Source organism: Marivita sp. NO-S04 (assembly GCF_059070475.1).
This window is the reverse complement of the sequence record NZ_CM180980.1, coordinates 2,356,098-2,379,600: the sequence shown is the minus strand read 5'-3', so window position 1 is coordinate 2,379,600 and position 23,503 is coordinate 2,356,098. Positions and strand designations below refer to the sequence as shown.

The window sequence follows — 23,503 nt, the reverse complement described above, 5'->3', positions numbered from 1 at the left end:
AAGGTCAGGCAATCGGTTTCCAGCCGCGATCTGGGCGAAGGGACGTCAGATCAGCGGTCCAGTAATGCCCCTGTCCCGGTTGATCGTGGGCGCGGTCGATAGCCAATCCTTGAAGGTGGCAATAGAGCAGGGTGCCGACAGCGCCATGTGTGACGATGGCCAGATCGCCGCCGGTGTGCTGTGTGGTGATGTCTTGCACCGCGCGAACGATCCGCGCTTGGGCGTCAGTGGCGGTTTCCCAGCCTTTGAAGCTAGTATTGGGGTTGGCAAAAAAGGCATTGGCGGCAGCCTCGAACTGTGGCGGAGGAAGAAAGCCGGTTGCGCGTCGGTCGTTCTCGCCAAGGCGTGCATCCACGGCGATGGGCAGATCACGAGGTCTGGCAAGAATGTCTGCCATGTCGCGCGCCTTTGTTTCGGCACTGGACCAGATCTGCGTGACTGCCGCCATCTGATCGGACGCGGCAAACAGAGCGGCGCGATGTCGACCTGTTCCGTTCAACCCCCAATCATGAACGGGCACTTCTGGATCAATCGCGACCTCTGGATGCGTGATGATCAAAAGGCGTGGCATCTATTCGGGCAAAAGGACCGGGCCCTTTGCGGCAAACCCCATCCGCACTTCGGTTCCGGGTTCAAGCGGCGTGTCGACATTGTCATGCACCGCGAAGACCTGACCGAAGTTGCCAGTGAGCGTGTACTCCATGCGCACACCGACATAGGTTGCCTTGGCGACGGTGGCTGGCACACCTTCACCTGCATCGATCACCAGCCGTGACGGTCGCACGGCAATGGTGGCCGCACCGGGCGACAGGCCGCGTGAGGGCAGGGTGTGGCGATAGCCTTCGATCTCGATGGTGGCTATATCGCCATCGACTGAGATGATATTGCAGGCGAGCAGGTTCGCCTCGCCAATGAAGTCGGCAACGAACCGGTCATTGGGCGCATCGTAAAGCTGCCGGGGCGTTCCCATTTGCGCAATGGCGGCATTGCGCATCACGACGATTTCGTCCGAAACGGCAAGCGCCTCTTCCTGATCGTGGGTCACATAAACCACCGTCAGGCCAAGGTCTTTCTGGATCGCGCGGATGTCTTCACGGACCTGACGGCGCAGTTTTGCGTCGAGGTTGGACAGTGGTTCGTCGAAGAGCAGTACCTGCGGTTCGAGAACCAGCGCGCGGGCAACGGCCACGCGCTGTTGCTGTCCGCCGGACAACTCAGACGGCAGGCGGGTGTCAAACCCCTTGAGGCCCACGAGGTCCAGCCCTGTCAGCGCCCGGCTGCGGGCCTCATCCTTGGCAAAACCCGAGAAGGTGAGGCCGTACATGACGTTCTCCAACACCGTCATATGCGGAAACAACGCGTAGGACTGAAACACCATTGATACGTCACGGTCCGTTGCGGGCAGTTTGGTCACGTCGCGGTCGCCAATCAGGATCTTGCCCGAAGTCGCCATCTCAAGGCCTGCGATCATCCGCAATGTCGTTGTCTTGCCGCACCCGGAGGGGCCAAGTAGCGTCACGAGTTTCCCGGCTTCGACATGCAGGTCGATATTGTCGACGGCGCGGACATCTTTACCAAAGACTTTTGAGACGCCGTCAAAGCGGACAGGTGCGGCTTTCGATTGAATCGTCATGTCGGCTTCTCCTGAGACGTGGTCCGGGACTGGCTCATTCGTCGCCCGATCTGAACCCGACCCACCAGCAATTGCAGCAAGCCAACGGCTGCCAACATCACGAAAATCAGCGTGGTAGAATAGGCAATCGCGAGGCCATAGTCGTTATTCTCGACCCGCCCGATGATATAGCTGGTGGCCATGTCGTATTCGGCCGAAACAAGAAAGATCACCGCCGAGATCGCGGTCATTGCCCGCACGAAACTGTAGACCAACGCCGCAAGGATCGCTGGCCGCAGCAACGGCAGAATGATCCGACGGAAGGTTTGCCACGAGTTCGCACCCAGAGTGAGCGAGGACTCGTCAAGGCTTCGGTCGAGTTGGGACATGGACGCAATCCCCGCCCGAACGCCAACCGGCATGTTGCGGAAGATGAAACTGATCACAAGGATCACACCGGTTCCGGTGATCTCGATGGGCGGTACGTTGAAGGCAAGGATATAGCTGACGCCGATCACCGTGCCGGGGATGGCAAAGGACAGCATCGTGCCAAATTCAAAGGCGTTCTTGCCCGCAAAGCTTTGGCGGGTCAGCAGGTAGGCCGTCACCAGTCCGACGGCGGCCGTCAGCGGTGCGGCAATCGCAGCGATGGTGATCGTCGTCCAGAAACTGTCCCAAGCGGCCCCGGTCCAGCGGATGCCTTCCTCTTCGAAACGTACGGAGAACGCGGTGATGTAGTGCTTGAATGTCAGTGAATTGTTGACGCCCCAAAGCTCTACCACGCTGCCGTAGATGATCATCGCATAGACTGCAGCGGTGAACAGTGCCCAGCCTAGGGCAACAATCATCACCGGAATGGCAAGGCCGTTGGGCATCAGCGGATGCACCCCTGAATCCCCTTTACCGGTCACTGTGGTGTAGCTTTTCTTCCCCAGCCACATGCGCTGCGCGTAAAACGCGGACAGTGTGAAGAACAGCAGAACGATCGCCAACACAGCGGCGCGCCCTTGGTCATACTGGGCACCTACGATGGCAAAGAAAATCTCGGTCGACAGAACATCGAAATTGCCGCCCAGAACCAGCGGGTTGCCGAAATCCGCCATGCTTTCGATGAAGCCCAGCAGGAAAGCATTGGCCAGACCGGGGCGCATCAGCGGAAGCGAAACCGTCTTGAACGTCTGCCACCGGTTTGCGCGCAAGGTTTGCGCGGCTTCTTCCATTGACGGCGAGACCCCTTCGACCACCCCGATCAGCACCAGAAAGGCGATGGGGGTAAAGGCAAGGGTCTGGGCGATCAGGACGCCGGGCATACCATACAGCCAGCGTGTGGGTTGCATCCCGAACAGCTCTGCAAAGTACTGGGTGACGGTCCCGGACAATCCGAACAGAAGGATCAGCGCGAGGCCGATCACGAAGGGGGGCGTGATGATCGGCAATACTGTCAGGGCGCGCAGCGCACGCTTATAGCGAAAGCCAGAGCGGGTGACGACCAGCGCAAACGCAAGACCAAGCGCTGTTGTGATGAAGCCTACCATGATGGCAAGGAAGAGCGAGTTCCAAGCGGCACCACAGCGCGCGCCCCACAAGCATCCGAGACCCCACAGCCGGTCGTCGAAGAACTTGGCAAAGAAGACTGAAATGGAATAGGCGCCGTCCTCTGTCACAAACGCGGCGAACAGCATTTTTGCGATGGGGAAGAACACGAAGGCGGTCACGATCGTGATGACGCCGCCAATGGCGCTGACCACGAACACGTCACCATTGATTGCACCCCGTGCGGCAATGCCTTGGGTCAGAAGAAACAGAAAGGCAGAGGCACAGATCATCGCGCCGTAGCCCATGCCGAATTGGCGCAGGCGGATGTCGCCAAAGAGCGACGCCAGCCAATCGTAGTTAAAGCCTCGGATACCAATCGAGAACCCCTGCGCGATCAACCAGCCAAAGCCCAAAGCGCCGGACAGGATCAAAATGCGGGAATAAAGAGGGTCGGACTTGACGCGGCCCAGCACCAGAAGGGGCAGGGTCAGTGGGATGAGAAGTGGGGCAAGCCAGATTTTCTCGCCCTGTCCAATCAGAAAGGCGGCTGGTGCATAGTCAGTATCGAAGGGATAACCACCGAACAGCCATTCGAACGACCAAAGGCCGTCCTCCACCATGTACCAAGGCAGAAGGCAGTAGCCGACCCACCCGGCGACGATCCAGAAGATCAATGCCGGGTGGGTGGTCTTATCAGTCGTAGAAGCGCGCACTTACTGCGGCAGGGTCGAGACGTCTTCGTCCCACTTCTGCAAGAGCCGCTTGCGTTCGTCGGACGATCCGTACTTCTTGAAGTCGTAGTTGATCAGTTTGATCGTCGACATGTCCGGCGCGCTGTCCGAGGTCTGTGCGCCCTTGTTGGACGGAACCTGGAACGCATTGACCTGAAGCGCAAGGTTCTGCGCTTCGGCGCTCAGTGCCCAGTCGTAGAACTTCTTGGCTTCGTCTTCGTTGCGCGCACCGTCGATGATGGACATGGAGCCGATTTCATAGCCTGTGCCTTCGCAAGGGGCGACGACCTTGATCGGGAAACCTGCGACGGCCTGTGCTACGGCGTCATGCATGAAGACGATGCCGATGGTGCTTTCGCCCCGGCCCGCCGCCTTGATCGGCGCAGAGCCCGACTTGGTGTACTGGTTGATATTGGCGTGCAGGCCTTTCATGAAATCGAACCCTTCGTCCTCGCCGAAGATCTGCACCATGGAGGCGAGCGTGGTGTACGCAGTGCCTGACGAATTCGGGTTCGCCATCTGAACGTGGCCCTTGTATTCGGGCTTCAGAAGGTCTTTCCAGCACGCTGGCTCGGGCAGGTTGTTGGCGGCCAGAAGGTCGGTGTTATAGCCGTAGCCAAGCGCACCGGAATAGATACCGATGGTCCGATTGCCTGCGCTTTCCGCCTGCGAAATGGCCCAGTCATGCAACTCCCCCCGCATCGGTGAGACGTATTCCATCGTCAGACCTTCTTCGGCGGCCTGCAGATGCGGATCACCCGTGCCGCCCCACCAGACGTCACCCTTGGGGTTGGACGCTTCGGCGCGGATCTGCGCAAAGGTTTCGCCCGAGGATTTGCGGGTCATGTTCACGTCGATGCCGGTTGCGTCCTCAAAGCCGCGCGCCATCAGCTGGCACCACTCTTCCTGCGCCGAACAATACAGCGTCAGTTTCTCGGCTTGCGCCGCGGAAATCGACGCGGCCAGTGCGACGACTGTCCCGAGGGCTGTTGTGGTTAATTTCTTCATTACGTTTCCTCCCATTGAGTTCAGCTTGCCCGGGTTTCCCGGTGTTTTATGTGCTCGACGTTATGCCGATTTTCGCATGTCCTCGATTGCGGCGATCGTGGTGCGCTTGTCGGCGACATTGCGAAGAAGCATCGCCAGTTCTTTTTCTTCGACCAGTTTCGCGGCCTTCTTGGGCGAGAACCAATGCCGCTTTCTTTGTTTGCTTTCTTTCCATCGGCGTTTCAGCTTTTCGACAACCATCGGATAGAGTGTCACGCGGCAGGGAATTTTCGTGCCGTCGTCCATACGCTTGTCGTAATGATAGTGGCCAATCGGTGTGTCCGAGATAAATCCGGTAGCCCCGGCCTCTTCCAAGGCTTCGATTTCGGCGGCGCGCCACGGCTTGGTGCCGTCCATTTGCCAGCCTTTGGGCATCACCCAGCGTCCCCGGTCCCGCGATGTGACCATGAGAACGCGCAGTTTGCCGTTCTTGTCCCAATGCACTGGAAGCGCCGCGATCTGGTCGGTCACCGGTGTCGCTTTGGCCTTGCTCATGCCGAACCTCCAACGCTGCGGGGGCGGGCAAGGCGGCTTTCAAGCAGGTCGCCGGTTTCTTCGGCGATGGGATAGGCAACATAGGTCAGCGCGGCATTGATCTGTTTGAGCACGCGCAGTGTTTCCTGATGGATATTGGTCGTTTCGACACTGGCGATGGCCCCGCGTTGCAGGCGCTTTAGGTGGCGTTCCTGAAGCTTTTGTTCCTCAATGCGGATGCGATCTTTTTCGGCCACAAGCTGCCGCGCGGCTTCGGCATCTCCGGTGGTCAGAACGCTGAGAGCAAGTTGGCCATTGGTGACGATCTGGTCGTGAAAATGCGCGATGTCCGCAAGACCTTCATCGGAAAAGGTGATGGCTTCATCCGACATCTTCTTGGCCAATCCGACAAGGTTCACCGCAATACGGTCAGCGGCTTCTTCAAGGCTGTTGGCCATCGCCACGATTTCCAGGGTTTTCTTGTCCTGTTCCGGTTTGATGTTGGTTTCGCGCAAGCGAGAGACATAAATCTTGGTCTCGAAATGCATGCGGTCGATCTCGTCTTCGCGGCGTTCGATCATGCGCGCTTGTTCCGGATCCCAGTCGCGGAAAAGGTGCATCACTGAAAGCAGAATAGCCTGCACGGTTTCCGACATGCGCAACAGTTCGCGCTGCGCACAGGCCAAAGCCAAAGGCGGATGGTCAAGTGCATCCGGGTCCAGCGCGCTGAGCGAGGTCGACTCTGGCATGCTGTGGCGAGGGAGCGTCGCGTTGGCGAGGCGGGTGATTGGTGTGACAAGCGGGAGTGCGACCAGAAGCAGCGTTCCGTTCAGCAAGATGTGCAGAGCCACCACCTGCTGTGCTGCACCAGCGCCCAGCATGCCCAAATCGACCGACCCGCTGATCAGAACGATCAGAAAGACCAATGTCATGCTGCCGCGCGCCACAAGATTTCCCAGCACAATCAACCGGGCGGGACGCTCGGCTGTCCACAACAATCCAAACGGAATGGCAGCCCCGCCAAGGTTTGCGCCAATGACCAGCGCCGCAGCCACGGGGGCGGTAATCAGACCGGTCGCGGCGAAGGTGGCAAAGGTCAGAACAGCGGCAAGGCTGGAATGCATCGCCCAAGTCAGCACCGCGCCAAGCACATATGCGCTGACCAGGTCATCTCTGAAATAGCTTGCGATGCTTTGGATGATGGCGTTGTCGCCAATGGGTGCCGTTGCTTCGCGGATCATGCCCAGCGAGATGAAGACAAGCGCAAGGCCGATGATGATGCGCCCGACTTGTTTGGTCTTGCGGGAATGCGCCTTGAAGAACGCTGTGACCCCGATCAGAAGCGCGAAGGGAAGAACCGCGTCGACCGGCAGGATCAGCACACGGGTCATCAGGGCAGAGCCCAATTCAGCGCCCAAAACCAAGGCGAGTGCAGTATGTGGGGCCAACATTCCTGATACCGCAAAGCCTGCGCTGATCAGTGCGACGGCCGTGGCGCTTTGCATGATCATTGCGGCAAAGCTCCCACCAGCCGCGGCGGATACCGAATTCCCGGAAAGGCGTTTCAGGCCTGATTTGAGCTCGGGCATGAAAGCGCGTTCGACACCCGTTCGGATCAGCCGCGTTGACCACATCAGCAACGCGACCGCCGCTGCAAGTTGTGCTGCGAGGACGATCATTTTGGAATGTCCGTACCAGCGTAGTGCCGAAGCATATCGAGCGATGCACCTTCCATGGTTTGGTGTTTGTAAAAATCTGAGCACTCTGATGAGGCTTATGCAACAAAAATATTTGCAAAATGAAGGAAAGACCACAAAACTGACAGGACATTCGAGTCGGGGCGACACATGTCAAACACAGAAACTCAGGACTTCAATGCAGAGACCGGACCCGTCCGGCTCAAGAAGTCCGATCGCCGTCGTCAAATCCTACTCGAGCTAAAGTTGCGTCCTCACGTGCGCATCAGCGAGCTGGCGCGCCGTTTCAACGTCTCGACTGAGACCGTGCGACGCGATGTTGACGCGCTTTGCGATGATGGCCTTATCTCGCGGGCGCATGGGGGCGCTTCGGCCCCTTCGCAGGGGCATTATCCTGGTCTAGATGAACGCACCAATGCACATATCGAAGAACGCGAACGCATCGGCCTCAAAGCTGCCGAATTGGTGCAGGATGGCGAGACGGTGATGATCGATTCCGGGTCAACCACCATTCAGCTTGCACGGGCTTTGGCCTTTCGTGGCACGCAATGCACGGTGATTACGAACTCGATCCCGATTGCCATGACAATTGGCCATGGCGCACCCGAAGTGCTGTTGTGTCCCGGCGAATATCTGGCTGCGGAATCGGCGGTGATCGGGACCGAAACGCTCGAGTTTCTGGCGCGCTTCAACGTGGATCGCTGTATGATTGGTGCATCCGGCCTGTCCTCGGAAGGTCCGTCGGAGACGGTGCGTGGCTTTGCTGCGGTCAAGCGGATGATGCTCAGCCGGGCTGCCAAACGGCACCTGCTGATCGACTCGCGTAAATTTGGCCGCAAGGGGTTGGCCCATGTGGGAGAAATGGCCGACCTCAATTCCATCGTCGTGGACGCGCGCCCAAAAGGAGAGCTGTTGGCGGCGCTGGACGGGGCAGATGTGGAGGTGATCGTCGCCCGTGACGCATGACTAGAAGACAACGTTAAACGGCGAAAAACGCCGCATTCTTGGGAGGAAAGACACATGAAACTGGATATCAAACTCTTGTTGGGCGCATCGGCGCTTGCCTTGATGTCGTTCGGCACGACGGCGTCTGCACAAGACTGCCCGCGTGGCGATCTGGATCAGCGCTTCTGCGACGTCGACGGTGATCTGCTGGCCGATACACCGACTGACCCGGCAGATCTTGTTGACCCGGACACGCTCATTTTTGCGTACACTCCGGTGGAAGACCCTGCGGTCTACAAAGAGGCGTGGTCGGATTTTCTGACTCATTTGGAAGCTGAAACCGGAAAGTCGGTTGTTTTCTTCCCGGTTCAGAACAACGCGGCTCAGATCGAGGCGATGCGTTCGGGGCGTCTGCACATCGCCGGCTTCAACACCGGGTCCAACCCGCTGGCCGTGAATTGCGCAGGTTTCAACCCGTTCACCATCATGGCGTCGGAAGACGGCAATTTCGGCTATGAGATGGAGATCATTACGTATCCCGGGTCCGGGATCACATCCCCCGCTGACATCAAGGGCACGCAGTTGGCGTTTACCTCGCCCACATCCAATTCGGGTTTTAAAGCACCGTCTGCAATTCTGAAGGCGGAATTCGGCCTTGAAGCCGAACGCGATTTCGAGCCGGTTTTCTCGGGCAAGCATGACAACTCCATCCTCGGAGTGGCCAACAAGGATTACCCGGCCGCCGCGATCGCCAACTCGGTCATGAGCCGGATGATCGAGCGCGAAGTGATTTCGCCGGATCAGGTCACTTCGATCTACAAGTCGCAGACCTTCCCGACCACTGGTTTCGGCACGGCGCACAATCTGGCACCGGAGTTGAAAGAGAAGATCAAGAACGCGTTCTTCAATTTCGAATGGGAAGGCACAACGCTCAAGGCCGAGTTCGAAAAGTCGAACGAGGGTCAGTTCCTGCCGATGACCTACAAGGAATTCTGGGATGTGATCCGCAAGATCGACGCAGCCAACGGCGTGTCTTACGCCTGCGAATAATCCAACTTTTCGACGAAAGGCAGGCCCGTCATGGGCCTGTCACATTGCCGCGTTAGGGGCCTTCTTATGCTGCGTCTTCAAAAGCTTACAAAAACATACAAGACCGGTGATCAAGCGCTGAAAGCAATTGATCTCGAAGTGCCCAAAGGTCAGGTTCTGGCCTTGATCGGCCCGTCTGGCGCTGGCAAATCCACCATGATCCGCTGCATCAATCGGTTGGTCGAACCGACAAGCGGTGCTGTGATGCTGGACAACACGGATCTGACCAAACTTGGCCCGGGCGCCTTGCGGCGGGCGCGGCGCGAGATGGGGATGATCTTTCAGGAATACGCGCTGGTCGAACGCTTGACGGTGATGGAAAACGTGCTTTCGGGGCGTCTGGGCTATGTCGGTTTCTGGCGCAGCTTTCTGCGGCGCTATCCGCAGGCGGATGTGGACGAGGCATTTCGTTTGCTGGACCGGGTGGGGCTTTTGCATATGGCCGACAAGCGCGCCGACGAATTGTCGGGAGGGCAGCGCCAGCGTGTCGGGATCTGCCGGGCGCTTATTCAAAACCCCAAGCTCTTGCTGGTGGACGAGCCGACCGCGTCGCTTGACCCCAAGACCAGCCGTCAGATCATGCGGTTGATCACAGAGCTTTGTCGTGAACGCGGTCTGGCGGCGATCATCAACATTCACGATGTGGCGCTGGCGCAGATGTTTGTGCCGCGCATCGTTGGTCTGCGCTTCGGAGAGATTGTCTTCGACGGTGTGCCGGCGGCGTTGACTGCCGAAAAGCTGACCGAAATTTACGGAGAGGAAGACTGGGAGGCGACCATTGAAGCTGTCGAGGACGACGAAGAAGTCGAGGCGGCACAATGAGCCTCCGTGAATTGGACGATATGCTGGGTACGAAGTGGCGCAAGCCGCACTTTGTCACGAACCCTGCGTTGCGATTGAGCCTGATCGTCGGCTTCATCGCATACCTGATCGCCGCCTTCATGACGATCGAGGTCGATTGGGGGCGCGTCTACGAAGGTTTGGATCGCGGGTGGCAATTCGTGTTGGCCTTCACCAAGCCTGACTTCGTGAGCCGTGCCAGCGATATCTGGGAAGGCTTGCTGGAAAGCATCGTGATGACCGTTGCCGCATCGGTCGTGGGTATCCTGATCTCGATTCCGATCGGTCTGGGTGCAGCCCGAAACATTGCGCCGCTGCCTGTCTATGTGATCTGCCGAGGGATCGTTGCGATCAGCCGCGCCTTGCAGGAAATCATCGTGGCCATCCTTTTGGTCGCAATCTTTGGATTTGGTCCCTTGGCCGGCTTCCTGACCCTGTCATTTGCCACGATTGGCTTTTTGTCCAAGCTCTTGGCCGAAGACATTGAATCGATGGACAAGGTTCAAGCAGAAGCGATCAAGGCGTCAGGCGCAAAGTGGATGCAATGGATCAATTACGGTGTGCAACCTCAAGTCATGCCACGACTTGTTGGATTGTCCATATACCGCGTCGACATCAATTTCCGTGAAAGCGCCATCCTTGGACTGGTAGGCGCCGGCGGTATTGGCGCAACGCTTAACACGGCGTTTGATCGGTACGAGTACGACACCGCAGCGGCTATCCTGATCCTGATCATCGGGATTGTTATGGCGCTGGAATACTTGTCCGGCGTCATTCGGGCGAGGGTCCAGTAATGCCTGTGCTTGAGAAAGACGGCGCACAGATCTGGCGTCGGCACACATTGCGCGAAAAGCTGGTGCGCTGGTTCGGCTGGCTTTTGGGGCTCCTCGTGTTCGCCATTTGTTGGCAAATCATCTCGCAATCGACCACATGGTTCTTCGTCTGGGATGCACCGCGCATCGCGAATGACATCTGGACCCGCGCGACACCGCCGCGTTGGGAATACATCACCCAATTGGGTCGCCCGATCTGGGACACGTTGAACATCGCGACATTGGGCACGATCATCGCCCTGTTCCTTGCGGTGCCGGTCGCGTTCCTTGCGGCGCGCAACACAACACCTTCTGCGCTTTTTATCCGGCCCATTGCGTTGCTCATTATCGTGTCGACGCGGTCGATCAATTCACTGATCTGGGCATTGCTGCTCATTGCAATCATCGGACCCGGTGTCTTTGCAGGTGTCATCGCCATTGCGATCCGGTCCATCGGGTTTTGTGCGAAACTGCTTTACGAAGCCATCGAAGAGATTGACCACGCACAGGTCGAAGCGATCACAGCCACAGGCGCGTCGCGCTGGCAGGTTATGGCCTATGGGATCGTGCCACAGATCATGCCTGCTTTTGCCGGTGTTGCCGTATTTCGCTGGGACATCAACATTCGAGAATCCACCGTATTGGGTTTGGTTGGTGCTGGCGGGATCGGTCTGCAACTGTCGTCGTCGCTCAACGTGCTTGCGTGGCCTCAGGTCAGCCTGATCCTGCTTGTCATCCTCGCGGCTGTCGTCATCAGCGAATGGGTGTCTGCAAAAGTCCGAGGAGCGATCATTTGACGGTGATGTCGACCGAAACAGCCTTTGAGGCCTACGAGGCGGTGCGGCATCGCCTGCCGTTGGTTGCGCCATCGGGCACAGCGTTCCGACGTGCGGCAACGCTCGCGGATATCGCCGATGGGTTCGACGTGTTCCTTCTGGACGCCTTTGGTGTGCTCAACATCGGAGAGGCCGCCATCCCCGGAACCCCGGAGCGGATCAGGAACCTGAAGGCGGCTGGCAAGCGCGTGTTGGTTGTGTCCAACGCGGCAGGGTTTCCTCATGCCGCGCTGATGGAAAAGTACACGCGGCTTGGGTATGACTTTGCCCCGGATGACGTGATCACCAGCCGCGTGACCTTGTTGGCGGGGTTGAATGGACGACAGAACCTACATTGGGGGCTGATGGCCACGCGCAGCACAGGCTTGCGCGATCTCGAAGATCTGAACCTCACATATTTGGAAGAAGATCCAGCGCCCTATGACGCGGTCGAGGGTATTCTTCTGGTTGGCAGCGCCGCTTGGACGGAAGAGCGTCAGGCGCTTTTGGAGGACTCTTTGAGAAAGCGCCCGCGTCCGGTGCTTGTTGGTAACCCCGATATCGTGGCTCCGCGCGAAACTGGGTTCTCGGTCGAACCCGGTCACTTTGCCCATCGTCTGGCCGATCGCACCGGCATCACGCCGGAATTCTATGGCAAGCCTTTTCCGGATATTTTCGATCTGGCCTTTAAACGTCTGGGGGACGTGGATCGGTCTCGTGTTCTGATGGTCGGGGATAGCCTTCACACCGACATTCTTGGGGCACGCAATATCGGGATCTCCTCCGCACTGATTGCGCAATACGGTTTCTTTGCCGGACAGGATGCCGAAAAGGCCGTTTTGGCCACTGGCATCGTGCCCGATTTCATCGTGGAGCGGCCATGACACAAAGCTGTGTCATGGCTGTTCTACCAAACGCGATATCAAATCGCGAAACTGTGGCGGCTTGCCCGCCCAAGACGTCCAGCCAAAGAGGGAACTACAAATGAAACATACGATCAGCGTTCTTGCCGCAGCGGCCGTACTGGGGTCTGCCCAGTCTGCAATGGCTCAGACCGAAGTCGAGTTTTGGCATGCTTTCACCGGTCGCCTTGGCGAACTGGTGGCCGAGCAGGTCGAAGGCTTCAACAGCTCGCAGTCCGATTACACTGTCGTCGCAACACACAAGGGCAACTATTCCGAGACGCTCAATGCCGGGATCGCGGCGTTCCGCGCGGGCGAACAGCCTGACATCCTGATGGTGTTCGAAGTGGGCACCGCCACGATGATGGGGGCCAAGGGCGCCATCAAACCGGTCTACGAAGTGATGGGGGACGGGTTCGACCAGTCGAAATACATCGGTTCGGTCAAGGGCTACTATACATCGCCCGAGGGTGACATGCTGTCGTTGCCCTACAACTCGTCCACGCCTGTGCTTTGGGTGAACCGCAACAAGCTGCAGGAAGCGGGCATCGACCCCGACACCGATCTGTCGACTTGGGAACAGGTCGGCACCGTTCTGGACCAGTTGAAAGAGGCAGGCGTGAGCTGCCCGATGACGACCGCGTGGCAGAGCTGGATTCACCTTGAGAACTTCTCGGCCTATCACGACGTCCCGTTTGCAACCAAGTCCAACGGCTTTGACGGCACCGATACCGAGCTTGCGTTCAACAGCGCCGCACAGGTGGCGCATATCAGCGCGATGGGCGAATGGGCTAAGGACGGCAAGTTCATCTATGCCGGTCGTCGCAACGAAGGCGGTGCAAACTTCCGCGCGGGCGAATGTGCACTCTTTACGGAATCGTCGGCGGGCTATGCGGGCATCAAGTCCGAAGCCCAGTTCGATTTCGAAGTGCGTCCGTTGCCCTATTGGACTGCTGTCGCCAGTGAGCCGCAGAACACCATTATCGGTGGAGCGTCGCTGTGGGTGATGGAAGGACAGACGGACGAGGAATATGCGGGCGTTGCTGCGTTCCTCGACTTCCTTTCCAGCCCCGAAATCCAGGCGAAGTGGCACCAGGACACCGGCTACCTGCCAATCACGTCTGAGGCAGGCGATCTGACCCGCAGCCAAGGCTTCTATGACGCGAACCCCGGCACCGATATCGCAGTGATCCAGATGACAGCCAAGGAACCGACAGCGAATTCCAAAGGCCTGCGCCTTGGATCCTTTGACCAGATCCGCACCATCATCGACGAAGAACTCGAAGCCGTCTGGGCTGGTGACAAGGACGCGCAAGCAGCGCTCGATAGCGCGGTTGAGCGTGGCAATGCCTTGCTGCGTCGTTTCGAGCAGGCGTCCCGTTAACAACGTTTAAAGGAGCGGCTGCCCAGGACCACCGGGGCAGCCGTCTTTAGCCCTATGGAAAAGCGCGTTACGTTCAAAGGCATATGGCTGCCGCTGCTGCTGGTCCTGCCGCAAATCCTGATCACCGCCATTTTCTTTTTCTACCCGGCGGGGCAGGCGATCTGGCAATCGCTGTTCATCCCCGATCCGTTTGGCCTGTCCATGCAATGGGTTGGGCTCGGCAATTTCGAATACCTGTTGTCGGACCGCTATTACCGCGCGTCCTTTGCGACGACGGCTGTATTCTCGATCCTTGTTACGGTCGTGTCGATGGGTGTCGCGCTGTATCTGGCTATCCTCGCCGATCGCCTGATCAAGGGGTCAGGCACGTATCGCACGCTGTTGATCTGGCCCTATGCCGTGGCACCGGCGGTGGCCGGGGTGCTGTGGCTGTTCATGTTCAACACCCGCGTCGGTGTCGTGACGTGGTATCTGGGCCTTTTGGGCTATGACTGGAACCACGTCCTGAACGAAGGCGAGGCGATGGGCCTTGTTGTCGTGGCCAGCGCTTGGGGGCGCATCAGCTACAACTTCCTGTTTTTCCTTGCAGGACTGCAAGCGATCCCGAAATCGGTGATCGAGGCCGCGGCGATTGACGGCGCGCATTTCTGGACACGGTTCCGCACCATCGTCTGGCCGCTTTTGTCGCCGACAACGTTCTTCCTTTTGGTGGTGAACATTATCTACGCCTTCTTCGAGACCTTTGGCGTGATCCACACGATCACCAGCGGCGGTCCGCAACAGGCGACGACGATCTTGGTCTACAAGGTCTATTCCGATGGGTTTGTCGGTCAGGATTTGGGGTCGTCTGCGGCGCAGTCCGTGATCCTTTTGTTCATCGTTTCGATCCTGACCGTGGTGCAGTTCAAGTTCATCGAACGCAGGGTGCATTACTGATGGCTGAACATACTGGTATGGTTGAAAAGCGCGGCGCCGGGTTGTGGCTGACCCATCTGGGTCTGATCATTGGCGTTGCCCTCATCTTCTTCCCGATCTGGCTGGCCTTTGTCGCCTCGACGGTGAGCCAGCCCGAAATCGTCCGCCCCCCGATGCCGCTTTGGCCGGGTGATCAGTTCTTCGAAAACTATTCCAAAGCTTTGACCGCTGGCGTCAATGCCCCGGTGGCCTTGATGCTGGGCAACTCGCTTTTCATGGCGTTGGGTATCGCCATCGGCAAGATCGCGATTTCGTTGCTGTCGGCCTTCGCGATTGTCTACTTCAAGTTTCCCGGCAAAAAGCTGTTCTTCTGGCTGATCTTCCTCACCCTGATGTTGCCCGTCGAAGTGCGCATCGTGCCGACTTACGAGGTCATTGCAAATTTTGGGATGCTGAACAGCTATCAGGGCCTGATCCTGCCGCTGATCGCGTCGGCGACTGCAACGTTCCTGTTCCGTCAGTTCTTCATGACGGTGCCGGACGAGTTGGCCGAGGCCGCGCGGGTCGACGGGGCAGGGCCGATGCGGTTCTTCTTCGATATCCTTCTGCCGATGAGCCGCACAAATATCGCGGCACTCTTCGTCATCCTGTTTATCTATGGCTGGAACCAATACCTTTGGCCGCTTCTGATCACCACCGACCCGGACATGAACACCATCGTCATGGGGATCAAGCAGATGTTCCCCTCGGGCGATGACATTGCGGACTGGCCGGTCATCATGGCGACGTCAATCCTTGCGATGGTGCCGCCGGTGATTGTGGTCGTTGGCATGCAAAAGCTGTTCATCCGTGGGCTTGTGGAAAGCGAGAAATAAGAAAATGGCAACGCTGACCCTTAACAACGTCAAGAAATCCTTTGGCAAAACGGACGTTATTCACGGTGTGTCAATCGACGTGGAAGATGGCGAATTCATCGTGATCGTTGGGCCGTCCGGCTGTGGTAAATCCACGTTGCTTCGCATGGTGGCGGGGCTCGAGACCATCACCGATGGGGAGGTTCAGATCGGTGGACGGCGCGTCAACGAAGAGGAGCCGATGGCGCGCGATATTGCGATGGTGTTTCAAAACTACGCGCTTTATCCGCATATGTCGGTATTCGAAAACATGGCCTACGGGCTAAAGATCGCCAAAGTGCCCCGGCCTGAAATCGAAGATCGCGTCGCGCAGGCGGCCAAGCTCTTGCAGCTTGAGCCTTACCTTCAACGAAAGCCACGCGAGTTGTCCGGTGGGCAACGCCAACGCGTTGCTATGGGTCGCGCTATCGTGCGCAAACCTGCGGTTTTCCTGTTCGACGAACCGCTCTCCAACCTCGACGCCAAGCTGCGCGTGCAGATGCGGCTCGAGATCCGGGCGCTTCAACGCGAACTTGGCGTGACGGCGCTCTACGTAACACATGATCAGGTCGAGGCGATGACGATGGCCGACCGGATGATCGTGATGAATGGCGGTGTGGCGGATCAGATCGGCAAGCCGCTTGAGGTGTATGCCAATCCTGCAACTGAATTCGTGGCGGGTTTTATCGGATCGCCGCCAACGAATTTCATGACCGGTGCTTTGTTGGGTCGTTCTGCAGAGACCAAGATCGGCGTGCGCCCTGAGCACATCACGATCTCGGAGGCTGACAGGTTGAAGGCGCGCGTCACCTATTGCGAGGCCCTTGGCGCGGAAACGCTTGTGCATTTGATGGTCGCGGATGGGTCGAAAGTCACCGTGCGGCAGGATGCCAGCCTGCCCTTGCCCGAGGAAGGCACCGAGGTGGGACTAACTTGGGCAGATGCAAATGAAATGAATTTTGACGCCACTGGTAAGCGTATTTGAGGGGGGCTTCCCTTTCGGAAAGTTGGCATGCGCCACTGTCAAAAACAGCCCGATTGCACGCCATCCGCGCGACCGGCTCATTCTGGGAGCTGATGCCAGGGACCGGTCTTCAGGGCAGGCGGCCATCTAACAAAAACGGTCGGATCGCTACCCGATAGTCCTTCCCAGCCGCGATGTGATTGCTGGAAAGTCACCAAAAAACGTGGCGCACTACAACCACCGTGATGGCAAGGCTTCGGTGGTCCTTCAGGCTGCCGCCCGAAGGCCATTGGCCAATCTTGACGCAGCGATAGGTTATTTGTCAGATCGGCAATCTGGCAGCAGAGCGCGCACGCCTGTGCTGAATGTGTTTACAATAAATACGTCATCAATCTTTGTCCGGGGCGACATACAGCTGTCACAACCCGTGCCTAAACATAATTCATTCGGATGAATATCAGTATGAAACGAGACCGCTGGCGCGAAATCCGCGCGACTTTGGAAAAAGAAATCATGGACGGCATCCTCGAGCCCGGGGCAAAACTCCCGACCGAGCCGGAACTGGTGCAGATCCACCAAGCCGGACGGCACAGCATTCGGCGGGCCATCGCGGAACTGGCCAAGACCGGTCACCTGAGCATTGAGCAAGGGCGCGGCACTTTCGTGCAATCGCGGCCCAAGTTGGAATACACGATTGGTCAGCGCACACGCCTTCGGCGCAATATGGCGTCCCAGGGCGTTGATGTGTCCGGTGCGATGCTGGGTGTCGAAAGGCTCGAGGCGTCCACACATGTCGCTTCGCAGCTCAAGATCGACATCGGCGCAGACGTGGTCGCGACCCGGCGTCTAACAATGGCTGACGATGTGCCGATTTCGTTCGGAACCATCTATCACGACGCTAGCCGCTTTTCGTCTTACGCAGAGCGGCGCGAAGCCCTTGGGTCTGTATCGCAGGTCTATGCATCTTACGGAATTCAGGACTACGTCCGCGCCAGCACGCAGATGTTGGCCCGCGCTGCAACTGACCAAGAAGCGCGTCAATTGCGCCAGCATTCCGATATGCCGGTGATCGTCATCTCTGCAGTGGATGCAGAGATGGATGGCACACCCTTGGCCTTCAGTGAAGTGATCTGGTCCGCCGCGCGAGTGCGATTCAGCATAGACACAACCGGAGATGCAGAGACATGACCCAACTTCCGCAAAGCCTGAAAGGGTGGACGCATGAAGCGCAACTTTCCGTTCTCGCACGAGCGGACACCGCCCGGCTCAAGGCCTTTGCCGATCCATTGATCACCGATTTGCCCAACATCTCGGTCGTTGAGAACCGCACCGGTCTTGCGATGCTGCCAATGCGTGACACGGCGCAGGGGACACATTTCCACCTTGGCGAAGTGCTGATGAGCGAGGCGCGGATTTCTGCCGGTGGGCAAGAGGGCTACGCGATGCGGCGCGGGCGCGACCTTGAGGCGGCGATGGCGATGGCGGTGGTCGATCTGGCGGTGGCATTGGGGCATGCGCAAGATGCATGCCGCGTGTTCCTCGAGGCCGAAGCCAAAGCGCAATCAGATGCCGACACTCAAACCCTTCGTCGGGTCGAGGCGACCCGTGTTGATATGGAGACGTTCTGATGAGTGTTCTTCCTGTCCCGTCGGCTTTCGAGATACGCAGCAATGCCACGTTCGATGCCATCATGTGGGCTTTTGCCCGTCCGGGGATGACCCGGGACCTGCCTGAAGAGGGTATGGCGCAGATCGTCGAGGCGTTGATCGACCGGGAATGTGCGGTTCATTGCGCAAACCCCGAATTGGCCAACGTCGCGCGGGCTGCAGGTGCTTTGATGGTGGCGCCTGATGCTGCGGATCATGTCTTTGTCGAAGATGTACCTTTGGCTTTGCTGGATCAGATGCGATGCGGGTCTGATCTGCATCCTGACGATGGTGCAACCTTGATCGCTTGCGCGGAACTCTCTGGCGGATCGCGGGTGCAGATGACCGGCCCCGGCGTCGATGGCACGATAGAGCTGTTGATCGGCGGATTGCCCGCCGATTTCTGGCACCGCCGCGCGCGGGCCATGCGTTATCCGATGGGGTTCGAGATATTGCTGGTCGACGGAGCGCGCATTCTGGGTGTGCCTCGGTCAACGGTTGTGTAGGTGATCTGATGGCATATGTGGCAACACGTGGCGGCGAACGCGCCATCGAGCAGTCCCAGCGCCTGTTCAAGGCCGAGATGGGATCGATTACGCCGGAACGTGTAGCCGAGATCCGCGCGGCCATGCCATATCTGATCGACCGGGTGATGGGGGAGGCGTCGCTCTACGATGAAGATCTCGCTGCGCTGGCCTTGGCGCAAACCGGCGGCGAATTGTACGAGGCGGTCCTTTTGCTGCGGTCATGGCGGACAACACAGCCGCGCATCGCTGTGGCTGAACCTGTCACGCAGGGCGCGTTGTTCACGCATCGGCGCATCTCAGCCGCGTTCAAGGATATTCCCGGCGGGCAGGTGCTGGGCCCGACGCTGGACTATGCGCATCGCATTCTGGCGACCGAAGTGCTGGACGGTCAGACGCACATCCCGGAACCGGTAGAGGCGGCAGCCAAGCCGTCGCCTGCACAGCAACCTTCAGTCGCGGCATGGCAGGCTGAAAACGGTCTGCTGAATGGGGCGGTGTCGGACACCTTGACCGGCAACGACATTCCAGATGTCACCCGCGAGCCGCTTTTGTTCCCGGCCAAACGCGCCCACACACTGCAAAGCCTTGCGCGGGCTGAAACCGGCGGTGTGCTGGCCTTTGGCTATGCCGCGCAGCGCGGTTATGGTCAGGCGCATCCAACGGTCAACGAGTTGCGCCTTGCCGAGGCCGAGGTGGTCGTCACCCATCCGCGAGGAACGCAGTTCAGCGCTGGGCGCGTGAAGGTAAGTCAGGCCGAAGTGGTTTCCAAGAAAGGCGAACAGCTTGAACTTGGTTTCTCGGCGACGCTGGGTTGGAACGAGGTCAAGGTGATCGCGGCGGCCACGTTGGACCTGAACTCAAAAGGTGCGCCCAAAGGATCGGCAACGGAAGAGGAGTTCTTCCTCTACCACACTGAAGGTGTCGAAAGCTCTGGCTTCTGCATTCACTTCAAACTGCCGCATTACGTCACCTTCCAATCCAGCCTCGATGCTATGCGTGACGCCAAGGCTAAGAAGACCGCCAAAGAAAAAAGCCCGGAGCCCGCAGAATGACACTTCAAACTCTGACCAAACCGTGGGAGCCGATGTCATATGGCTTTCTTGATGGGTCTGCCAAGCGCGAGATCCGGCGCAAGATGATCAAGGCGATTGCCGTACCCGGTTGCCAGATGCCCTATGCCAGCCGGGAAGTACCGATGGCGCGAGGCTGGGGCACGGGGGGGCTTCAGGTGTCGCTGACGCTGGTGAACCCGTCTATGCGGGTGAAGGTGATCGACCAAGGGGCTGACGATAGCGTCAATGCCGCGTCGATCCGGCGCTTTATCGCGCGGGTGGCGGGCACGCCGACCACGATGGACACGCTTGACGCAGACCTGATCCAGTCGCGCCACCGCATCCCCGAGGAAGTTCTGCGCGAAGACCAAGTGTTGGTGTTGCAAGTGCCCAACCCGGAACCACTGCGCCCGGTGCAGCCAAACATGTCCATTGCCCGTCAGATGCACGCGGATGCGGATTACGGACGGATGTGGTTGCAGCTTTACGAACAGATCGTGCGATCGGGTCGGGTTATGCAGGGGGCAAGCTATCCAAGCCTCGTTCACGGGCGTCACGTCATGACTCCGTCGCCGATCCCGCGTTGGGATGTGCCAAAACTGCACATGGCGAAACACCTCACCATCCTATCGGCCGGTCGCGAAAAGCGCATCTTTGCGGTGCCGCCTTTTACCCGTGTGGAACCGCTTGTTTTCTCTGACGTGCCTTACAGGGTCGAGGAGCACGCAGAACTGACCTGTCACAGGTCCGGCACGCGCGGGTTTTTTATGAATGAAATCCCGCAGGACGACGGAACCTCGACCTTTGAGGTTTCGGACAGCGAATGGGGAGTGAAGGCCATTCGCCGCCGTGATGGCGAAGACGTCGCGCTGGGCGAGACGTGGTACAAGAACGGAAAGATGTCGTCATGACTCTCACACTCGACGCGCCACGCATCGTCACCACGCACCCGCTTTTGCAGGTGCGTAATATTTCCAAATCCTACGGTTCGGTAAAAGCACTGCGGGATGTATCGGCTTTGGCCTATCCCGGAGAGGTGCTGGGGATCGTGGGCGAAAGTGGGTCTGGTAAGTCTACGCTGTTGCGCATGATGAACCTTGAGGAAACACCGGACACGGGGAGCTATACGCTCGACCTGCCGGATGTTTCGGGCAATCTCTTTGACCTCGACCGCTTCGCCCGGCGGATGCTTTGTGCGACCCGGATCGGCATCGTCTATCAGAACCCGCATCTGGGCCTGCTGATGAAACATTCGTCCTCGGGCAACGTGGCCGAACGGCTTTTGGTGGCGGGTGAACGCAGCTTTGCCGTACTGCGCGCCAAGGCCACGGCGGCGCTTGAAGCGTCGGAGTTTCCGCTTGACCGCTTGGATGCGCCGCCCATTGAACTGTCTGGCGGGATGCAGCAGCGGGTGCAATTGGCCAAGGCCATCGCTTTGGAACCTGCGCTGCTTCTACTGGATGAACCGACCACAGGTCTTGATGTCAGTGTGCAAGCGCTGGTTCTGGACACGCTGAAGCGTCTACAACAAGAGCGGCGGATCACCATGGTGATCGTCAGCCACGACCTTGGTGTCATCAAGACGCTGGCGGATCGCGTGATGGTCATGAAGGGTGGTGAAGTGGTCGAGGCGGGGCTGGCCGACCAGATCTTCCAAGACCCGCAACACGCCTACACACAACAATTGGTGCACGCAAAGCTATGACCCCGGTTCTGGACATCGAAGGCCTGAGCAAAGGCTTCACCCTGCATCACCTTGGCAATCAGATCGAGGCGTTCGACAATATCTCGTTCAAGGTAGCGGCTGGCGAGTTCGTTCTGCTGAAAGGAGCGAACGGGGCAGGTAAGTCGACATTGCTGCGGACGCTGTATCGCTCCTATCTGCCGCGTGCGGGGGTCATTCGGTTTCATTCGGTACATGGCCCCATCGACCTTGCGCGTGCGGCAGATATCGATATCGCGCATTTGCGCCGGACCGAGATAGGGTTTGTCACCCAATTTCTGCAAGCCCGCCCGCGTGTCAGTGCCGAGGCCATTGTCGCAGAGCCTTTGCGCCTACACGGCGTACCTGCCGATGAGGCCTTGACCCGCGCACGCGCGGCGCTGTCGACCTTCGGGGTCAAGCAGGACTTGTGGAAGGCCTATCCCACCACCTTTTCGGGCGGTGAACAGCAAAAGGTCAACCTTGCGCGCGCTTTGATCCTGCCACAGAAATTGTTGCTGCTGGATGAACCGACGGCATCGCTCGATGCGAATGCGCGTAAGGCGCTGGTGTCTCGCTTGGCCGAATTGAAGGCCGCGGGAACTGCTTTGATTGGGGTGTTTCACCACCCCGGAGACGTTGAAATACTGATCGACCGTGTTGTCGATCTGACACCCGAGATCACCCAAAGCGAGGACCGGATGGATGTGGATATCTGACGTTACGCTGATCCTTCCCGACCGTGTTTTGCCCTGTGCGTCACTGCGGATTGTGGAAGGCAAAATCGCTGAAATCGTGGATCGCCCTGTAGCGGGCGGTATTACTGGGCCAGACCTGACCGTCTATCCCGGTTTTATCGACATGCATGGCGACATGATCGAGCTGGAGCTTGAACCGCGCGCGCGGGTCGATTTCCCGATGGAGGTTGCATTGGCGTCTCTGGACGCGCGGCTGGCGGCTGCTGGTGTTACGACAGCCTATGCCGCAGTGTCATTCTCGCGCGGTGCGCGTGATGGCGAACGACGATCCTATGCGCATACCAGCCAGGTCATCAGACAGATTCATGCGATGCGCACCACCTGCCGCGTCGACCACCGTATTCATGCCCGGTTTGACATCACCTTTGACAACGCGGTGGGAGTTCTGGGCCAATTGCTTGCTGATGGTCAAGTCGATCTTGTCTCGCTCATGGACCACACGCCAGGGCAAGGGCAGTACCGCAACCTTGAGGTGCACGTCAAAAACAAAGCGGCGCATCACGGGATTTCGGAAACCGAAGCGCGTCAGATGGTGGCCAATGCCATTGCTGTTCGATCTCGACCGCAAGAAATCCTAATGGCGAATATCCGTTCTGTGTCGCAGATGTGTGCCGCGCATGGCGTGAGCCTTGCCAGTCATGACGATGACACCGTTTCCAAGGCGCATTTGATGGCGGACATGGGGGCAAAAATCGCGGAGTTCCCCGTGACGATCGAGGCTGCCGAGGCTGCGGTGGCAAAAGGTCTGATGACCGCGATGGGCGCGCCGAATGCCATGCGCGGGCAAAGCTATTCCGGCAACCTGTCCGCCCGCGATCTTCACTCGGCGGGGCTGCTGCACATTCTGGCATCAGACTATCATCCCGGTGCTATTCTTGCCGCTGTTAAGGCTTTGGCGCCGAACGATCCGGATGGGCTTGCCGGTGCGGTGCGATTGGCATCTGCCAACCCGGCACAGGCTTTGGGACTGTCTGACCGGGGCGCGTTGACAGTTGGCAAACGGGCCGACCTTTTCCTGGCCGATGCTCTGGGACGCGTGGTTCTGACCTTGTGCGCAGGAGAGATCGTTCACAGCAACGGAACTGTGGATATGTTTTCGTCTCGTTCAAGGGCATTCGCTTAGATCCGGGGTGCAAAGTTCAATGAATTGTCATTGGGCAGT

At 58.5% G+C, this 23,503-nt stretch carries 24 protein-coding genes; 18 read left to right on the top strand and 6 right to left on the bottom strand.

The window, feature by feature from the left end:
- Nucleotides 1-4: 4 nt before the first annotated feature.
- Genes ACK3EW_RS12290 through ACK3EW_RS12265 form a run of 6 tightly spaced genes read right to left on the bottom strand, consistent with a single transcriptional unit; the run spans nt 5 to nt 7,079 of the window.
- Nucleotides 5-571: a histidine phosphatase family protein gene (locus ACK3EW_RS12290; RefSeq protein WP_493806444.1), complete on the bottom strand. Its 567-nt coding sequence runs from the start codon at nt 569-571 to the stop codon at nt 5-7.
- Complete coding sequence (locus ACK3EW_RS12285; protein ID WP_493806443.1) at nt 572-1,633, bottom strand: ABC transporter ATP-binding protein; 1,062 nt, start codon at nt 1,631-1,633, stop codon at nt 572-574.
- A complete protein-coding gene (locus tag ACK3EW_RS12280) occupies nt 1,630-3,861 on the bottom strand; it encodes an ABC transporter permease (protein WP_493806442.1) in 2,232 nt (743 codons plus the stop codon). Before ACK3EW_RS12280 ends, ACK3EW_RS12285 begins: the two co-directional genes overlap by 4 nt.
- A complete protein-coding gene (locus ACK3EW_RS12275) occupies nt 3,862-4,887 on the bottom strand; it encodes an ABC transporter substrate-binding protein (RefSeq protein ID WP_493806441.1) in 1,026 nt (341 codons plus the stop codon). It abuts the gene before it with no gap.
- 60 nt (nt 4,888-4,947) lie between these two features.
- Nucleotides 4,948-5,421 carry an NUDIX hydrolase gene (locus ACK3EW_RS12270; protein ID WP_493806440.1) on the bottom strand — a complete coding sequence of 158 codons (474 nt, stop codon included), beginning with the start codon at nt 5,419-5,421 and terminating at the stop codon, nt 4,948-4,950.
- Entirely contained in the window at nt 5,418-7,079 is a 1,662-nt protein-coding gene (locus tag ACK3EW_RS12265; protein WP_493806439.1) for a Na/Pi cotransporter family protein, read from the bottom strand. Before ACK3EW_RS12265 ends, ACK3EW_RS12270 begins: the two co-directional genes overlap by 4 nt.
- A gap of 168 nt (nt 7,080-7,247) precedes the next feature.
- Between ACK3EW_RS12265 and ACK3EW_RS12260 the strand changes: the two genes are divergently transcribed.
- The 18 genes from ACK3EW_RS12260 (at nt 7,248) to ACK3EW_RS12175 (ending at nt 23,464) form a co-directional block, all read left to right on the top strand.
- Complete coding sequence (locus ACK3EW_RS12260; protein ID WP_493806438.1) at nt 7,248-8,063, top strand: DeoR/GlpR family DNA-binding transcription regulator; 816 nt, start codon at nt 7,248-7,250, stop codon at nt 8,061-8,063.
- A gap of 54 nt (nt 8,064-8,117) precedes the next feature.
- Complete coding sequence (gene phnD / locus ACK3EW_RS12255) at nt 8,118-9,092, top strand: phosphate/phosphite/phosphonate ABC transporter substrate-binding protein (protein WP_493806437.1); 975 nt, start codon at nt 8,118-8,120, stop codon at nt 9,090-9,092.
- 66 nt (nt 9,093-9,158) lie between these two features.
- Nucleotides 9,159-9,953, top strand: a complete 795-nt coding sequence (gene phnC, locus ACK3EW_RS12250; protein ID WP_493806436.1) for a phosphonate ABC transporter ATP-binding protein — start codon at nt 9,159-9,161, stop codon at nt 9,951-9,953.
- Entirely contained in the window at nt 9,950-10,765 is an 816-nt protein-coding gene (gene phnE / locus ACK3EW_RS12245) for a phosphonate ABC transporter, permease protein PhnE (RefSeq protein WP_493806435.1), read from the top strand. The genes phnC and phnE (ACK3EW_RS12245) overlap by 4 nt, the downstream gene beginning before the upstream one ends.
- Complete coding sequence (phnE, locus tag ACK3EW_RS12240) at nt 10,765-11,580, top strand: phosphonate ABC transporter, permease protein PhnE (protein WP_493806434.1); 816 nt, start codon at nt 10,765-10,767, stop codon at nt 11,578-11,580. Before phnE (ACK3EW_RS12245) ends, phnE (ACK3EW_RS12240) begins: the two co-directional genes overlap by 1 nt.
- A 5-nt stretch (nt 11,581-11,585) precedes the next feature.
- Nucleotides 11,586-12,482: an HAD-IIA family hydrolase gene (locus ACK3EW_RS12235; protein WP_238939642.1), complete on the top strand. Its 897-nt coding sequence runs from the start codon at nt 11,586-11,588 to the stop codon at nt 12,480-12,482.
- Between the two features lie 100 nt (nt 12,483-12,582).
- Nucleotides 12,583-13,884, top strand: coding sequence for a sn-glycerol-3-phosphate ABC transporter substrate-binding protein UgpB (gene ugpB / locus ACK3EW_RS12230; protein WP_493806433.1), 1,302 nt, complete (start codon nt 12,583-12,585; stop codon nt 13,882-13,884).
- A gap of 54 nt (nt 13,885-13,938) precedes the next feature.
- Nucleotides 13,939-14,820: a sn-glycerol-3-phosphate ABC transporter permease UgpA gene (ugpA, locus tag ACK3EW_RS12225; protein WP_493806432.1), complete on the top strand. Its 882-nt coding sequence runs from the start codon at nt 13,939-13,941 to the stop codon at nt 14,818-14,820.
- Between the two features lie 17 nt (nt 14,821-14,837).
- Complete coding sequence (gene ugpE / locus ACK3EW_RS12220; protein WP_493809730.1) at nt 14,838-15,674, top strand: sn-glycerol-3-phosphate ABC transporter permease UgpE; 837 nt, start codon at nt 14,838-14,840, stop codon at nt 15,672-15,674.
- Between the two features lie 4 nt (nt 15,675-15,678).
- A complete protein-coding gene (gene ugpC / locus ACK3EW_RS12215) occupies nt 15,679-16,677 on the top strand; it encodes a sn-glycerol-3-phosphate ABC transporter ATP-binding protein UgpC (RefSeq protein WP_493806431.1) in 999 nt (332 codons plus the stop codon).
- A gap of 441 nt (nt 16,678-17,118) precedes the next feature.
- Nucleotides 17,119-17,844: a phosphonate metabolism transcriptional regulator PhnF gene (gene phnF, locus ACK3EW_RS12210; RefSeq protein ID WP_493806430.1), complete on the top strand. Its 726-nt coding sequence runs from the start codon at nt 17,119-17,121 to the stop codon at nt 17,842-17,844.
- Nucleotides 17,841-18,284, top strand: a complete 444-nt coding sequence (locus ACK3EW_RS12205; protein ID WP_493806429.1) for a phosphonate C-P lyase system protein PhnG — start codon at nt 17,841-17,843, stop codon at nt 18,282-18,284. The genes phnF and ACK3EW_RS12205 overlap by 4 nt, the downstream gene beginning before the upstream one ends.
- Nucleotides 18,284-18,808 carry a phosphonate C-P lyase system protein PhnH gene (gene phnH, locus ACK3EW_RS12200; RefSeq protein ID WP_493806428.1) on the top strand — a complete coding sequence of 175 codons (525 nt, stop codon included), beginning with the start codon at nt 18,284-18,286 and terminating at the stop codon, nt 18,806-18,808. Before ACK3EW_RS12205 ends, phnH begins: the two co-directional genes overlap by 1 nt.
- An 8-nt stretch (nt 18,809-18,816) precedes the next feature.
- Nucleotides 18,817-19,881 (top strand): carbon-phosphorus lyase complex subunit PhnI, encoded by a 1,065-nt coding sequence (locus ACK3EW_RS12195; RefSeq protein WP_493806427.1) that lies wholly within the window; start codon nt 18,817-18,819, stop codon nt 19,879-19,881.
- A complete protein-coding gene (locus ACK3EW_RS12190) occupies nt 19,878-20,792 on the top strand; it encodes an alpha-D-ribose 1-methylphosphonate 5-phosphate C-P-lyase PhnJ (RefSeq protein ID WP_493806426.1) in 915 nt (304 codons plus the stop codon). The genes ACK3EW_RS12195 and ACK3EW_RS12190 overlap by 4 nt, the downstream gene beginning before the upstream one ends.
- Nucleotides 20,789-21,586, top strand: a complete 798-nt coding sequence (locus ACK3EW_RS12185; protein WP_493806425.1) for an ATP-binding cassette domain-containing protein — start codon at nt 20,789-20,791, stop codon at nt 21,584-21,586. Before ACK3EW_RS12190 ends, ACK3EW_RS12185 begins: the two co-directional genes overlap by 4 nt.
- Nucleotides 21,583-22,302 carry a phosphonate C-P lyase system protein PhnL gene (locus ACK3EW_RS12180; protein ID WP_493806424.1) on the top strand — a complete coding sequence of 240 codons (720 nt, stop codon included), beginning with the start codon at nt 21,583-21,585 and terminating at the stop codon, nt 22,300-22,302. The genes ACK3EW_RS12185 and ACK3EW_RS12180 overlap by 4 nt, the downstream gene beginning before the upstream one ends.
- A complete protein-coding gene (locus ACK3EW_RS12175) occupies nt 22,289-23,464 on the top strand; it encodes an alpha-D-ribose 1-methylphosphonate 5-triphosphate diphosphatase (protein ID WP_493806423.1) in 1,176 nt (391 codons plus the stop codon). The genes ACK3EW_RS12180 and ACK3EW_RS12175 overlap by 14 nt, the downstream gene beginning before the upstream one ends.
- Nucleotides 23,465-23,503: the final 39 nt, after the last annotated feature.

Coding starts and splice junctions, on each gene's coding strand:
- ACK3EW_RS12185 (WP_493806425.1), top strand. CDS start 20,789: ATGACTCTCACACTCGACGCGCCACGCATCGTCACCACGCACCCGCTT.
- phnE (WP_493806434.1), top strand. CDS start 10,765: ATGCCTGTGCTTGAGAAAGACGGCGCACAGATCTGGCGTCGGCACACA.
- phnF (WP_493806430.1), top strand. CDS start 17,119: ATGAAACGAGACCGCTGGCGCGAAATCCGCGCGACTTTGGAAAAAGAA.
- ACK3EW_RS12195 (WP_493806427.1), top strand. CDS start 18,817: ATGGCATATGTGGCAACACGTGGCGGCGAACGCGCCATCGAGCAGTCC.
- phnD (WP_493806437.1), top strand. CDS start 8,118: ATGAAACTGGATATCAAACTCTTGTTGGGCGCATCGGCGCTTGCCTTG.
- ACK3EW_RS12285 (WP_493806443.1), bottom strand. CDS start 1,633: ATGACGATTCAATCGAAAGCCGCACCTGTCCGCTTTGACGGCGTCTCA.
- phnH (WP_493806428.1), top strand. CDS start 18,284: ATGAGTGTTCTTCCTGTCCCGTCGGCTTTCGAGATACGCAGCAATGCC.
- ugpE (WP_493809730.1), top strand. CDS start 14,838: ATGGTTGAAAAGCGCGGCGCCGGGTTGTGGCTGACCCATCTGGGTCTG.
- phnC (WP_493806436.1), top strand. CDS start 9,159: ATGCTGCGTCTTCAAAAGCTTACAAAAACATACAAGACCGGTGATCAA.
- ACK3EW_RS12275 (WP_493806441.1), bottom strand. CDS start 4,887: ATGAAGAAATTAACCACAACAGCCCTCGGGACAGTCGTCGCACTGGCC.
- ugpC (WP_493806431.1), top strand. CDS start 15,679: ATGGCAACGCTGACCCTTAACAACGTCAAGAAATCCTTTGGCAAAACG.
- ACK3EW_RS12270 (WP_493806440.1), bottom strand. CDS start 5,421: ATGAGCAAGGCCAAAGCGACACCGGTGACCGACCAGATCGCGGCGCTT.
- phnE (WP_493806435.1), top strand. CDS start 9,950: ATGAGCCTCCGTGAATTGGACGATATGCTGGGTACGAAGTGGCGCAAG.
- ACK3EW_RS12190 (WP_493806426.1), top strand. CDS start 19,878: ATGACACTTCAAACTCTGACCAAACCGTGGGAGCCGATGTCATATGGC.
- ACK3EW_RS12175 (WP_493806423.1), top strand. CDS start 22,289: ATGTGGATATCTGACGTTACGCTGATCCTTCCCGACCGTGTTTTGCCC.
- ugpB (WP_493806433.1), top strand. CDS start 12,583: ATGAAACATACGATCAGCGTTCTTGCCGCAGCGGCCGTACTGGGGTCT.
- ACK3EW_RS12205 (WP_493806429.1), top strand. CDS start 17,841: ATGACCCAACTTCCGCAAAGCCTGAAAGGGTGGACGCATGAAGCGCAA.
- ACK3EW_RS12180 (WP_493806424.1), top strand. CDS start 21,583: ATGACCCCGGTTCTGGACATCGAAGGCCTGAGCAAAGGCTTCACCCTG.
- ugpA (WP_493806432.1), top strand. CDS start 13,939: ATGGAAAAGCGCGTTACGTTCAAAGGCATATGGCTGCCGCTGCTGCTG.
- ACK3EW_RS12235 (WP_238939642.1), top strand. CDS start 11,586: ATGTCGACCGAAACAGCCTTTGAGGCCTACGAGGCGGTGCGGCATCGC.
- ACK3EW_RS12265 (WP_493806439.1), bottom strand. CDS start 7,079: ATGATCGTCCTCGCAGCACAACTTGCAGCGGCGGTCGCGTTGCTGATG.
- ACK3EW_RS12260 (WP_493806438.1), top strand. CDS start 7,248: ATGTCAAACACAGAAACTCAGGACTTCAATGCAGAGACCGGACCCGTC.
- ACK3EW_RS12290 (WP_493806444.1), bottom strand. CDS start 571: ATGCCACGCCTTTTGATCATCACGCATCCAGAGGTCGCGATTGATCCA.